Genomic DNA, 14,151 nt, shown 5'->3' with positions numbered 1-14,151 from the left:
TAGCATTTTTCAAATACATTGGAGGTTTAATGACAGTGCGTAGAATCGTCATTGCCAGCTCCACTGGCAATCGTAATGCCTTGGTAGGAGTTGCAGGTTGGATTAAGATTCCCGCCTGCGCGGGAATGACGACCGATTTTTAAGCCTGTCATTGGTAGCTTAGTCGAAGGATCTTTACAACGTAGTTTTTCTGTGGCAAAAAAGGATTGAACTCAGTTTCGGATGGTAACATCCGACACCACGAATACCGCAAACAATTTACTTTACCTGTCCCGGGCTTGAAGCGAGCACCTCTGAAAAACTTTTCGAAAAATCATCTTCATAAAGCAATTTGTACTCTTTGCAGAAGTTTTCATAGGTATTTTTCGCTATAGAATGTTTGCCTAAAAACACAAGCGCCTTGCATTTGATAACCATGGCTTCTTCATTTACCGAATCGAAATAAAAGATATAGTTGGAAAGTTCGATCAACAACTCCGGATCACTTTCTACGCCCACCGAATGAGAGAAATGCAGGTAAGTATCTATGATTTCATTCGAAATTTCTGCCTTAAAACTATCCATCCATTCGTAATTCACGGTAGGCAGAAATGGTCCGCGTTTAATAATGGCGGCCAGGTGCCTGATTTTTTCGTGATCCAGTCGCGATTTATCTTTAATAATGTTCACATATTCCTGATAATCGGTATAAGTAATGGCCGGATCGATGTTGATGCGCCAATAACCGGTTTCCTTCGAAATCTGGCAGTTACTGATCTTATCGAGGATACTTTTTAGTTTGGCAATGTTAACCGAACGGTTATTCCGTGCACTTTCGTTCGATTTATCAAACCATAACAACTCTTTCAGTTTATCAGAACTGATTCCCCGCTCCCACCTGATGGTATAAAGCAGCACCACCAAAAAAAGTTCTTTGATAAGCGGTGTAAACTGCTTGGTAATCTGCTGTCCGTTATCATCAAATACCTGTAAATCGCCAAATAAAAAAATAGAACTTTTGGTTTCTTTTACAACATCCTCAGTACCTACGGCATCTTTAACATCCATATTGATTTCTGTAACCACCTGAACAGGGCGATGAACCACCGTTTTTACGGCTTTTTTACTTCTGAATACAAAGAAAAGAATGGCCATAATTACCACAAATACTCCTGAAAACCAGTACCAGAAAGGTGAATTTTCAGCAAACAGCTTGTCGGGTGCTTCCAATGGCGGTGCATTTAGAGCATAAATGTTTACATGCGTTTTATCTGTGCTATCGCGGAAGGTGGTTACCGCAATAAACCGTTTTGATGATTTGCTGTAATACAGATCTGAATAAGAATTAATATCGTGAAACTGGTATGGAATTTTACTTCCACTCAACTTATACTCGGGGCTTTTAAGTGAGCCAACAATCAACTGCAATTTAGAATCGTATTTGTGCCGTGGAAAGATTAAACCATAAAACTTATTTTCCTTTTCATTGATGATCAGCGAATTGGCAAATACAAAATCCTCTCCCCCAACTTTTAATTCATATAGCTTTTTAATGGTCTTTTTCTCCATGTCGAAATATAACAGGTCGTAAAGGTTCCGTGGGTTAAGCATCTGTTTACCTGTGCTACTTCCATAACCACCTATTACATAGGCACCATTACCCGATTGACCCAATGCAGACAGGTAACGAGGTGTAAAAGCATCACCCGTAAAAGGAACTTGCTGCCACTGTCCGGTTGGAAAATGGTATTTGTTGATCTGATTTTTATAAATGAAATGACCATAACCAGCAATCATATAAAGTGACGAATCTTTTGGCGAATAAAATTTATTAAAAAGCCAGTTGTCGGTAATGGGGGTTTTGGGGTTGTAATCTTTGGACCATGTTCTTGATGCAGAATCGAAAACACTTACAATTTTTTGATCTGCATAAAAATTTAGCAGGCGGTTATTACGTTCATCATACAATGAATAATTGCCCCTTAATAAGGTGAGTTTATTGGCAAAGGGATAAGATTTAATCTTGGTATCACTTACCGAAAACGTTTTAAGCGAATCGCGCTCCACAATATATACCTGATCATTTTTGGCATTAAAAGCGGTACTTGCCGGACCTTTTACCACAAAACTACCTAAGCGCTGCCAATCGTAATGCATTTTTTTAATCCACAATGCACGGTTTACGAGGGCTTTATTATCATGAATGAGTTCTTTCGCACTGTTGCCATCATACTCATCAAGTGGCCAGTGGTATTTTAATTCGCCATTTTCGGTAATCTTGACATTTCTGATCTTCATCGGTGGATTATCAGAGGTTTTAAACTGCTGATACTCATTTGCCCCGAACAGGATTTTAAAACAGCTTCCTTTTGTGAGATGCACACTGGCCGTTCCGGTATAAGAACCTGAAGTTAAAGTCAAAAGTGATTGCTGAGCATCAAATTTCAATTTTACCAGATTCCAGTTGTGGTACAGGGTAGCAGGTGGGATTTCGAAAGCAATTTTCGAAAACTTATTTCCAACAATTACTTTAAAATGGTGCTTTTCTTTAAAATCGTTATCGTATAGCAGGTCGATATTTTCGGAATTGTTAACCACCAAACGCAGGATATAGCCGAAATAATCATCTCTTTTTGGAAGAAAATTCAGGTCGAAACTTAAATCAAAGCCATCCTCAAAGCACAGGTTTTTCCCCGGACTCAAGTCGAGTCCGGTACGTTGATCCTGAACCACTTCATGACTAAAAAAGCCAAGGCCATAAGATTGAGAAAAGCTTTTTTCGCAGCAGCATAAAAGGATGATTACTGCACTCCAGAAATATAATTTGGTCATCATTTATTAACATTACGAATATAATATATATATCCCAATGTTGCCATAGTTGTGTAAATTTAAAGCATTATGCACCTGGGACAGTTTTCAGTTGACAGCTTTCAGTTGGCAGTTTTCAGTTGACAATTAACCAATTTAAACAGTTAACGCAATAAACCAGTTTGCAGTTTTCAGTTAACTACGCCCAGGCATCATGCCAACCAATGAACGAATAACCAATGAACTACTCTACCTTCACCCTCCCTACCAAACGATCATCCTCGGATGACGAGCCTATCATGATTTTAAACCAGCCTGGTTCTACCACACGTTTCATATTGGCATCAAGCAGGGAAAGATCATGTTCGTTAAGCGTAAAAGTGATGGTTTTAGATTCGCCAGCATCCAGCTGTACACGTTCAAAGCCCCTGAGGTTTTTACTGTAGGTAATTACCGAACTTACTTCATCCTGAAAATACAGCTGAGGTACTTCATCTCCGGCACGGCTCCCCGTATTTTTAATTTTGAAACTGACCCTGATTTTTTTCTCCTTCGGGTAAGCGTTTGCAATTTTAAGGTCGCTGTATTCGAAATTGGTGTAACTGAGTCCATAACCAAAGGGATACAAGAAACCACTTACATTGGCATCTTCCTTACTTTCTGCATCGGCCGAAGGTTTCATAGGGAAAGAAAGTGGAATCTGTCCAACAGTTTTAGGAAAAGGAACGCTTAATTTACCCCCGGGATTGTAGCGGCCAAACACTACATCGGCAATGGCCTTACCTGTATATTCGCCAAGGTACCAGGTTTCAATAATCGCCGGTATGGTTTTATGGTCGAAGTTAAAAGTTACCGGTCTGCCTCCTACCAACAGCAATACCATTGGCTTTTTTAAGGCAACAATCCGTTTTAATAAAAGCTCTTGCCGGCCAGGTAATTTGAGGGTAAGTCGTGATTTGGTTTCGCCGATCGTATTTTCGTTATCTCCGAGAACCAGGAAAACCGTTTCCGATTTTTTAGCGGCTTCTACAGCTTCTTCTATGGCAGCATTTTCTTTCTCGGTAAGGTCGAAATCCTGTACATCGCTTTCCGGAAAATGAGCATCAATATGGTCGCAACCTTTGGCATAATTAATTTTGGTACTGGTAGGCAGTGCAGCCTTTAAACCATCAAATACTGTAATTACACTCGCATGTGTTGGCCCATACCTGGAAAGTAAACTGTTGTGTTCTTTAGCATTCGGACCTATAATGGCCACAGCGCCTGTTTTTAAACGATCAAGCGGTAAAATTTTCTGGTGATTCTCTAACAGCACAATTCCTTCCTGTGCTGCCTGCAACGCAAGTGTTTTAGCCCGGGCATTATGCACAATCAGGTCTGCAGCATCGGTATCTTTAACATAAGGCTGATCGAAAAGACCAATCTCAAATTTAACCCTTAACACTTCTGCCACACGTTGATTAACCACAGCAAGGCTAATACTCCCGTTTTTGATGCCTCTTCTTAGTCCACGGAGGTAATCGGCCGGGTTTTTAAATTCTGTACGTACATTTAAACCTGCGTTAAGGGCCATACGGGCAGCATCAGCAGTATCTTTAGCTACATGGTGTTTGGCAAAAAGATCTTCCAATGCATGGCTATCGCTGGTAACATAGCCTTTAAACCCAAACTGTTTACGGAGGATCTCGGTTAAAAAATAACGACTGGCAATAATTGGCTGTCCATCGTAATCGTTATACGAAGCCATTACCCCTTTTGCATGCGCCTCCTGAAAGGCAACCCTAAAAGGCTCCAGGTAGAGGTTCCACATTTCTCTTGGTGCCACATGCGGATCGGTGCGTACACCACCATCTCTTCCGCCCACGGGAATACTGTAAACGGCAAAATGTTTTACAGTAGAAATGATCCCATTTTCCTGTATACCTAGAATATTTTGTTTACCCAGCTGACTAACCAAAAAGGGATCGCAACCATAAGTTTCTTCCATCCGGCCCCATCTTGGATCGGATGAAACATCCAGGATCGGCGAGTAAACATTGGTATAACCCAGTGCTTTAGCTTCACTTGAGGTAATACGACCAATTTCTCTCACTAACTGTTTATTAAAACTGCTTCCCTGTGCCAGTTGCGCAGGGAAATAAGTGGCTTTCATGTGGTTCAATCCGCGGATCCCTTCGGTTGTAAAATCAACAGGAATACCTAAACGGGTTTCTGCTATAAACCAGCGTTGTATCTTATTAATGGCTGTTGCATGTGAGGAATAAGGAAAAGCCAGAACGGTATCTTTTCTCAATCCGGTTAGCTGTTCGTCGATGTTGGCAATCCCATCTTTCCACACACTATCTTTCCAGGAAGCCGTTGGTAAACGGTCTTTTAAAAAAGCGCCGTAACCATATAAGGTGGTTAACTGGCAGGTTTTTTCTTCAATGGTCATCCGGCTCAACAAATCGGCTACCCGTTTTTCTACCGGCTGTTTTTTATCCTCATAGATATCCATTTTACCGTTTTTATTAAAATCGATCCACGATTGATCAGGGGCAATTGGTTTTTCCCTGAAAGCAAAAATGAAAAGGGTTAATAAAAGACTGAGGATGAATACAGCTGTTTTTTTGAAATGCATAAAATAAAATCGGTATCTTGTTTAATTAAACAATTAATTATTTTGAAATGAAATATTTAGATTCATTAATTAAAGTTATTATTAAATTAAAAATTTTTATTACAAACTTGACCCTGCACCAATTAAGGCTGCTTTTTCGCCAAGTGTTGATCGTTTAATGGGAAAACTGTAACCCATCATCTGCGCCAGGTATTTACGGGTATCATCTAAAAAGTATTCTTCGGCCTGAACAATGTTGCCCCCAATAACGGCTGCCAGCGGCATTTTCTTTCGCACAAACTTATAGATGAACTTGGCAAGATTCATGCTGAATTCGGTAAAAATGGAACGAAAATAAGGCGAATCGCGATGGTTTTCGACTAAATCTTTTACATCCTTAATTTTAACTTCTGCCAGCTCCTCAAACCGATTTACAAACCACCTTGTCGAAATATAATCTTCCGCTATTCCTTTAAGAAAAGGCATTTTCCATAAATCCGAATCAAAAGCCTCTCCGTTTTTAATGTGTGCGGTACCCAGGCCTGTGCCCAGCGTAAGACCAATGGCTTTATCCATCCCTTTCAAACTTCCACTAAATACTTCGCCCTGCAAAAAACATACGGCATCGTTACGAAAACTGATTGCTGCTGGAGAAAAGCCCAGTCTTTGCGCCAGTTTTTCTTTGATATTGATATTGTAAAGTGCAGCGTATTTGCCCTGATCTTTGATCATACAGATGCCGTTTTTATAGTCCATCGGACCGGGCATTGCGATGGAGATCCATGCCGGGCGTTCAGCATGTTTGTTCATTGTATTTTCTATAATTCCTGCCCAGGCTTCGATAATTTCGTCGGCAGAAGCATTGGTGTCTAAACCTGCCCTACACCTGGTCTTACTGATTTCGTTTTTTTTATCAAGATCGATAAGTGCAGCAGTGATATGTGAGCCTCCAATATCGGCCCCTAAAACAATTTTTTCCATGATGATAATTCTAGCGTTTAACCGCTAACCTGCAGCATCTGTTAAATCGTTTTACCTTTTTAAAGTGTATTCGGTTTTTTACAAAAAGAAACTATTTGGTTAGCATAATGGCTCAAACTTATCGGGAAAGCATTAATAAAACTTTAAAAAAAGATTAATCAGCAGATTTATTTGTAAATAAATGCAGAAAAATGTAAGATGGAAGAGGTAATATGGAAGATGGAGGATAAAAATAATGACCAATAAGCAATTTACAATGATCAACAGCAACCGTATTAGTATCCATCAATAAAATCTTAATGTTCAAATGATGGAAAACCCATCTCTATATCCTGTGGTTCTATCACCCCGTTGCGGTAAATATTTCCAAGCACAATCATTTGTCCATTTCTGATCTGGAAAAAATCGCCGGGATAAACCGTTTGGCCTAATGGCGATACAGGTATAAAACCATTTGTACGCATGTAAAAGTTCCGGTAAAAATTTCTGTATACATTTTCCATATTGAACTGGCTATATTTAAACCCACCGTTCATTTTTTTTTTAGAAACGGCGGGTTATTTTTAAACTAAATTAAGAAGCTAAAGCAGCTGCATTGGCTGCTGCTAAACCTGATTGAAGCGATTTAAGTTTAACCTGTGCGGTATTGAGGTTAGCTTTGGCCATATTCAATTGTTTAACGGTAGTAAAGTTAGCTTTTTCCGTCAAAGTATAATTTACCCGGGTATCAGCATAGGCCTGGTAAAAAAGTCCCTGAAGAGAAGCCGGACAATCGCCATCCGATCCGGTGAGCAATTTGGTTAATGCAATAGATTGTGTGTACGTTAATCCTATCGCCGTTTCTGCCTCCATCTCTGATGCCTGAGCAGCGAACGTGCTTTGCAAAGCCACCAAGGTTAGGGCAACCGCATTGTTGGCATCGGTACCGGCGGTGCTAACCATGCTTACCAGTTCATCAGAAATTAATGGGTTAAGGGCTTTTTTCCGCACAATCAGGTTTGCCAGTTTATTGATTACTTCTGCACTGTAAATTAATTTACCCATTACGGTATTAATATCTGTAGTAAGTTTTTTGGTTTGCAAACTGGCTTCAACCATTTCGTTAAAGGCAATATCAGCGTTTTTTTCGAGTTCAGCAGCACTTTGAACCAGCTGATCAATCAGGATTTTATTGTTATAGGCTTGTGTTTTATTATTGGTAGCAATAGCCAAAAAATTCTGTAAATCGTTAGATTTTGTGGTTAAAGCGTTTACAATCGATTGGTATTGTGCTACATCTCCCTGCGCATCCATTACCTGAATGGTTAAAGCATCAAGTTCGTTCTTTTTACGTTCGGTAACACCGTATTTTCTGAACTGTTCGATAACAGGCGAGGATATATTTCTTGCCGGGGTTTGAGTTTTCATGATTTGAGTTGATTTAACGATCCGTTAATAATGAAAGTAATCTGTTTTGGCCATTTTAGACAAGGCATTTACGAAGTCGGCAGCATTTTCTTCTGCAGCTATTGAATAAGAAAGCACTACCGGAAGGTACTTATCTCCCTTATTAAGCTTGTTTCCAAAATTATCTGTGCTATCAGGGCCAATAAAGGCAAGCCATTGTGATGCTCCATTTGCCGCGGTCTCTTTTTTCTGCTTTGCAACGATGTAACTGTTGGCATATACCTGTTCTGCGATAGGTACATTAAACAGGAAACCGGGTTTAGCGGCATCTGCTTTAGTGGTAGAGTGTTTTACTTTATCTCTTTTTGCAGTTAAATTATTCAATTTTTTCAGGTTGGCATCATGCCTCTTTTGCATTTCCTTTAATTGCGCACTCAACGTTTTTTGATCTGCCGCCAACGATTTTTGTGTTGCAGCATCTTCTTCATTTGCCGGCCCATCATTTTTAGTCATGGTGTTAAGCTGTTCGGTTAAGCCATTCAGTTCAGTATTCACCAAACCCAGTTTCAGCTCGCTGGTATAACTTTCTTCCTGAAGAAGGGCAATCTTAGGGTCGAATTCGCTTGCAATTTCATCTTCGATTAAAAACTTAAGCGATTCGGCGGTAAGCAAGCGGTCTGAAGCATTTGCGCTAAAAGGTAAAAACATACAACGGTATTCTACCTGGGTATCAGCATTTTCGTTGATTTCAAATCTCATCACATGGCTATATTCCGCAATGATATCATCATCTGTAATGCCAATTGTTTTTTTATGTTGCTCGTTTTTAGTGTTTACCGCAAGCGTACGTTCCTCATCAGTAAGGTCTTTATCATTATAATCTTTAACCTTAATCGATTCGCCGGCCACAGCCTGCAATTTAGAAGTTAAGATAAATGACTGAGATGGTGCCGACAAATAATCATCATAACAATTGATTTTTCTTTTATAATCATCAGTAAAAACTGCCATTACAAATACCACATAGTTTTTGCCAAGTTCAATCGGGTCATTATCCGAATCGGTTACCGCCGGCACATTTTTACCCGCAACATTATGATATACATCTACCTGCTGGTGCACTGCCGAACCTTTTGGGGGTATTACACTAATGGTTTCACCATTGCCCATTAACAGGATATTTTCTGCATTGGAAATAGAAAAGGTTTGTTGATTTTGTTCTTTAACCACCATGATATGGTATTTCTCTACCGGATACATGGGATTATTGTTTGTTTTTTCGCCTGGAAATGAACTCTGAATCAGGTTAAAATTAACCATAAAACTAAGCGGGTTTTCATCAGTAGTTTTTACGTTAAGGTTTAGGTTTAGTTCGGCATTGGCAAGCGCATAGGCCGATTTGGTGGCATGATAAGAAATACTGATCATTTCAAGCGCACCTTCATCCAGTTTTTCGGCAGACCGTACAGCGGCCATAGCGGTGCTGTCGGTTGTAATATCCTGGGTTGCGTTATTAAAATCAGCCGTGGTAATCTTTAACACAGAAGTCATTAATCCACTAGTTGCCTTAGCCATATCGAGTACGGTAGATGCAGAAACTTCGGCGGTTAAGGTAGAAGCCTCCATAGCCCTTTGCGAGGTTACCTCTGCTTCGTAGGCTGTTTCGTTGATTAATTCGCGTGCTTCTTTAGCCAGTATATAAATACTACTGTCGAAATCTGCGGCATTTAAAATGCTGTAAATGCTACCCATATCGCTTGCCAAACGAACAATAGCATTGGTTGCCACTTGCACATTGGACGCAGAAACGGCTACATTGCTGGTTGATTGCTTAACATATTGGTTGGCCTGTGTGGCCGAGCCCAAAAGGTTAACCAAAACGTTATTATCTTTAACAGCCTGACTATGTGTAGCCGCCTTGAATTTATAGGTGTTTTCCGCAGCATGGAGGTTCTGTTCTGCTGTAATGGTTGCCCCCTCGGCGTGGTAAAGCGTAAACATGGATGCATTTACCTGCGATTTAAGGGCCTGTTCTTCAATATCGAGGCTTTGTAGTGAGCTTACGACAACGGAATGTAGGTTTTCGTTGTAAGAGTTCATAATTTTTATCTTAATTCGTTAAATTGATTAATTTATAATAGATCAAACGTACATGTTAACTACTGTCTGGTTGTTGCGTATCTGATAAATTTCTACCTGTGCGCTGGTGTTTTTAATCCACGGGGAAAGATAAATATTCAAAGCCTGCTGTACAGCCGAAAATTCGTAACCGGGCTTATTGGTAATAACGGCATAAACGCTTAGCGACTGAAAATCGGGATTGGATACTTTTACTACCGATAAAGCTGAAGTTCGTTGCTGCAGATATTGGCGAATCTGTTCTTCCTGCCCGGTACTTGCCATAGGCAAAAATGCGTGGGGCGCTAACGGAGAAAGCCCATCCAGAGCCCAGGAAGTGGTGGCCTGCTTTGTTTGCCGCTTTAGTTGCCATATCAGCCACCTATCATTACATTAAAGGCCCCGAGCATAATGGTTCCTCCGTGTGCAGTTGGGTCGCCCATTCTGGCTGCCGGCATACCGCCGATCATTACGGTTGCTGAGCCTTTTATAATGCTATCGGGCGGACCTACGCAAACCAGCATATCGCCTACTCTTGCGGCTGGTAATTTACCTATTAATACGGTAGGCTCGCCCGGCCCTATAATTGGCCCGCCAACATGTGGTATAGGCACAGGTCCGGGATCTACCATTGGGCATTCGTGAAAATCAGTTAATCTGGCTGCTGGTGGCATATTTCGTTTGTTTTAAGATTAGTTAATCATAACCATGGCACTTTTCAGGGTTAATTCCATGCCACTTTTTACTTCTGCAGTCATCGATCCTTCTGCGGAAAACTGACTATCGGCTACTTGTTTAATGTTAATACCACTCGTATTCACATCGCCTGCATCGGCATTGACCTTTACACCGGTTGAACCTGATATGTTTACATGCTGCTTTGCCTGGATATTGATATCTGTAGCACTTTTAATGGTTATTCCACTTGCAGACATGGTAATACTGTTGCTGTGTTCATCCTGGATGGTGATCTGTTTGTCTTTATCACTTAGAATGATTGTATTTTTATCGGGCGTGGCAATGGTCAATACCTTGTTTTCGTCGTCGAATTCTATATTGATGTTCGATTTGGAAACAATGGCTTTGATCGAGTTTTTTTCATTAGGATTAAGTCTTTCATATGGTTTTATTTTGGTACTGCTGTACATACTGCCCAATATTACCGGACTGCGTGGATCTTCGTTTAAAAAGCCCAATACAACTTCATCGCCTACTTCGGGCAGAAAAAATGCGCCTGCGCCGCTGGTTGAATAAAAATTAGCCAGCCTAGCCCAAATGCCCTGACCACTTTGATCAAACATGGGTACATCAACCAAAATGCGGTATTGCGAATCGGGATCACCGTACATTTTTTTAACGGTACCATTAAATAAACCGCGAACGCCAGGTAACATGCCCGATGCTACCGGTGCCATTACATCAGGCTCTTCAATAAACCATTGTGGCGAAAGTCCTACCGCAACTTCGGTAAGCCAGTTGCCCGCAGAAATATCGTGTATCACGCCTGAAATTAGGTAATCGCCGTTAAACCTGCCTCCCAATCCGTTTAAGGTGATAAATTTACCGGGATCAACCAGGCTGGTGCCCTGAAATTTGGCTTCGCCTGTTATTTTTGAAAATTCACTTTTTAACATCTGTGCTTTGGCCCAGTTACTCAGCTCTTCTGTTTCCATAGGTGCCGTGGTTTGCAAGTCGTATTCAGACAAGCCAATTACCTGAGATAATGTTTTAGAAGAAATATTGCCCGGACCAGGATAATTATTTGGCACTTCGGCACTGGCTACAGCCTGTTGTTTATAATCCCAGGTATTTGCTTTTACACTTTCCAGCTGGGTTACCGCATTCATATTGGCTCTAAATTCCATTAATCCGTTACCATAACCAACAGTCATTACCGAAGCGGGATCGGCACCGGGTGCTTTTACCGTCACTTTACCATTAATGGTGGTTACAATAAGGCCATTCATTTCTGCCAGTGAAAGCATAAAATCCCAGTCGCTTACATAAAACTGCACCTGCTCCGGCCAAATCGTTGTGGTTCCGCTTACGTCAGCTGTTAAAGAAGAATAGCTGTTGATAATAGAGCTGATTACATCACTGTCTTTTTTTTGTGCAAAGGTTAAACTCTTTCGGCCAACGGTCATTTTTATGGCTTCGTCCCTGCATTCTACTTCGAGGGCTGAGCCGATTATATTATCGATATGGATAGACTGGCCGGTAATAATGCCTTTAAAAATCACGGTATTGGTGTTATCGTAACCGGCCTCAATAATGATGGGGTTGCCAGGCACAAAAACAGAGGAAGAGCTGGCCTCAAATGTTCCGGTATTGGCCTCACCATCGAGGATCATAATTTTTGCCGTTGATACACGGTTTACCCTTTTCTCTACATGTACCGAAAGGATGTTTAATTCGGCAGGAATAGTATTACCTGCAACTTTAACAGTGTAAGTGGCTACACTGCCACTAGGGATGTTTGTTGATGATGCCATTATGTAGTTGGAATGATTGGTGGGAAAATCAATTTTTCATTTCCTTTTAAGTTTCTAAATTTATTGAGCCCGTTATAACGGGCTACCTGGATATAGTATTTTTCATCGTTCCATACTTTTTCGCAGAGTCCGGGCAGGGTATCACCTTCTACCATGGTAACAAGGTGGCTGATATCAGGCGATTCGTCCTGATCCTGGATTTTTACCGTTTGTGGTGCAATATATTGTCCGAAGCCCAGCGAAATTTTTGCCCTTAAAGGACTTCCGTCTGGTCTGAACAAGGTATAAGAGATATCAAACGAATTTAATACACCATTAAAAACCAGATCCTTACCCCATTGCACCTTAACAAAATTCGGACGATGAATGTTGCCATTATAGGTAAATATAATGTTCTCTAACGTGGTAATTTCTTTGGCCATGTCAGTCCTTTTCGCATCAACAATTCCGGTACAATCAATCACCACATCAAAGTTCAGTTTATCGCTTGGCGTACTCTTGTAACGTTGCGAAGGAGAACTTGAATCGGGTGCCTGTTGCTGGTTGTATTCGATGCTCCTTTGCCATTTAACCGACTCGGGATTAAGCATCATTAAATAAGGCAGACCGGGAAAACGTTTGGTAAACTGCTTATCCGTATAACCGGTAATTTTCATTGGTTCCAAACTGCCCATAATTATCTTGTATTAGTGCTTTTTTTTGTGCGTTCGGTGATCATTTTCTTGCATTCAGCCAACAATTGCTGTTTCAATTGCTGAACATCTTTTTCGTTGATTTCAGCCTGCCGGTGCATGTCGTTAGTGGATACCTGCGTTTTAATGATAAGTTCCCTGATTTCTACTGGCATAATATTTAATCAAATAGGTTAGAAATGTTACTGCTGCTTTCTATAATCTCAGAATAGGTGTAGGCGAGTTCGATAGATTCGATCACGATGGCGTTTTCCTGCGATTTCAGATCGGATACAGCATACTTTATCGGATAAGCTTTATGGAAAGCCCACATCACCAGTACCTCCGCATTGGCATTGAGCAAGCTTACCGAAATATCGTTGGTTTGAATGGCACCGTTAAGCCCGCCATCTATACAGGCGATACACCAGTCGACCAGGCTCGAACCTTCAGGCACCAGTGCCCTTTTCAGCACTAAATTCTGACCGGAGGAAGTGGTGGGAAGCCTGTATTTAAACTGGTTTTCCCCTCCCGAGATCACTTCTTCTATACCTAATTCTTTCGAAATCCCCGAAACTTCCTGAAATGCAGCATCTTCTCCCTTTAATGAGAGCATGAAATAAAATCCTGCCGGGTAGCTGTTACTTGCCATTTGTAATGGTTAACTGTTCGTGCGCAATCTCTAAAGTATCAATGGCCACTTCATTTCCTTCTGATTTTAAATCGGTACTGCTGATTTTTGTTGGCCAGGCATTATCCAATTGCCATTGCATGGTTACATTACCAGCCTCATCAAGCAGTTTAATTAATATGGTTCTTCTTTTAATCAAATTCATTTTAATCTCTGCATGCCAATTCCAGAAAACGTTGTCATTAACAAAAATGCCCCTTTTCATGGTTACGTTGCCATATTTTACCAAACCAGGCATTTTCTCTGTAGAAAAAAGCGGGCTGTTGCTTCTACGGTATTCGATTACCTGATTTTCGACATCCATTCCGGATACTTCCTGAAATGCAACGCCTTTTAATCCTGTTCCAAGGTCCACTTCAAAACGAAATTTGGGCATTGGCCATGTTGCGCCTTGTGCGCCTCCATCATCTGCCATAATATTGT

General features: G+C 40.9%; 13 protein-coding genes. All 13 read right to left on the bottom strand.

Annotated features, from left to right (window positions below):
* Nucleotides 1-258: 258 nt before the first annotated feature.
* Entirely contained in the window at nucleotides 259-2,814 is a 2,556-nt protein-coding gene (locus R2R28_RS25875) for a galactose oxidase (RefSeq protein WP_316828552.1), read from the bottom strand.
* Between the two features lie 220 nt (nucleotides 2,815-3,034).
* The gene (locus R2R28_RS25870) at nucleotides 3,035-5,410 is read right to left on the bottom strand and encodes a glycoside hydrolase family 3 N-terminal domain-containing protein (protein WP_316828551.1); all 2,376 of its coding nucleotides are present in this window, start codon (nucleotides 5,408-5,410) and stop codon (nucleotides 3,035-3,037) included.
* Nucleotides 5,411-5,509: 99 nt separating this feature from the next.
* Nucleotides 5,510-6,370 (bottom strand): ROK family protein, encoded by an 861-nt coding sequence (locus R2R28_RS25865; RefSeq protein ID WP_316828550.1) that lies wholly within the window; start codon nucleotides 6,368-6,370, stop codon nucleotides 5,510-5,512.
* Between the two features lie 296 nt (nucleotides 6,371-6,666).
* Nucleotides 6,667-6,873: a hypothetical protein gene (locus R2R28_RS25860; protein WP_316828549.1), complete on the bottom strand. Its 207-nt coding sequence runs from the start codon at nucleotides 6,871-6,873 to the stop codon at nucleotides 6,667-6,669.
* A 70-nt stretch (nucleotides 6,874-6,943) separates the two neighbouring features.
* On the bottom strand, nucleotides 6,944-7,777 hold the full coding sequence (locus R2R28_RS25855; RefSeq protein ID WP_316828548.1) for a hypothetical protein: 834 nt from the start codon (nucleotides 7,775-7,777) through the stop codon (nucleotides 6,944-6,946).
* A 24-nt stretch (nucleotides 7,778-7,801) separates the two neighbouring features.
* On the bottom strand, nucleotides 7,802-9,856 hold the full coding sequence (locus R2R28_RS25850; RefSeq protein ID WP_316828547.1) for a hypothetical protein: 2,055 nt from the start codon (nucleotides 9,854-9,856) through the stop codon (nucleotides 7,802-7,804).
* Nucleotides 9,857-9,898: 42 nt separating this feature from the next.
* Nucleotides 9,899-10,159 (bottom strand): hypothetical protein, encoded by a 261-nt coding sequence (locus R2R28_RS25845; protein ID WP_316828546.1) that lies wholly within the window; start codon nucleotides 10,157-10,159, stop codon nucleotides 9,899-9,901.
* Between the two features lie 89 nt (nucleotides 10,160-10,248).
* A complete protein-coding gene (locus R2R28_RS25840; RefSeq protein ID WP_316828545.1) occupies nucleotides 10,249-10,548 on the bottom strand; it encodes a PAAR domain-containing protein in 300 nt (99 codons plus the stop codon).
* A gap of 18 nt (nucleotides 10,549-10,566) precedes the next feature.
* A complete protein-coding gene (vgrG, locus tag R2R28_RS25835) occupies nucleotides 10,567-12,366 on the bottom strand; it encodes a type VI secretion system tip protein VgrG (protein WP_316828544.1) in 1,800 nt (599 codons plus the stop codon).
* The gene (locus R2R28_RS25830) at nucleotides 12,366-13,040 is read right to left on the bottom strand and encodes a hypothetical protein (protein ID WP_316828543.1); all 675 of its coding nucleotides are present in this window, start codon (nucleotides 13,038-13,040) and stop codon (nucleotides 12,366-12,368) included. The genes vgrG and R2R28_RS25830 overlap by 1 nt, the downstream gene beginning before the upstream one ends.
* Before the next feature lie 2 nt (nucleotides 13,041-13,042).
* Complete coding sequence (locus R2R28_RS25825; protein WP_316828542.1) at nucleotides 13,043-13,213, bottom strand: DUF5908 family protein; 171 nt, start codon at nucleotides 13,211-13,213, stop codon at nucleotides 13,043-13,045.
* 5 nt (nucleotides 13,214-13,218) lie between these two features.
* The gene (locus tag R2R28_RS25820) at nucleotides 13,219-13,689 is read right to left on the bottom strand and encodes a phage tail protein (protein ID WP_316828541.1); all 471 of its coding nucleotides are present in this window, start codon (nucleotides 13,687-13,689) and stop codon (nucleotides 13,219-13,221) included.
* Nucleotides 13,679-14,143: a phage tail protein gene (locus tag R2R28_RS25815; RefSeq protein WP_316828540.1), complete on the bottom strand. Its 465-nt coding sequence runs from the start codon at nucleotides 14,141-14,143 to the stop codon at nucleotides 13,679-13,681. Before R2R28_RS25815 ends, R2R28_RS25820 begins: the two co-directional genes overlap by 11 nt.
* Nucleotides 14,144-14,151: the final 8 nt, after the last annotated feature.

Source organism: Pedobacter miscanthi, assembly GCF_032678605.1.
In the GTDB taxonomy this organism is placed as follows: domain Bacteria; phylum Bacteroidota; class Bacteroidia; order Sphingobacteriales; family Sphingobacteriaceae; genus Pedobacter; species Pedobacter miscanthi_A.
This window is presented reverse-complemented; position numbering and strand designations above follow the sequence as displayed.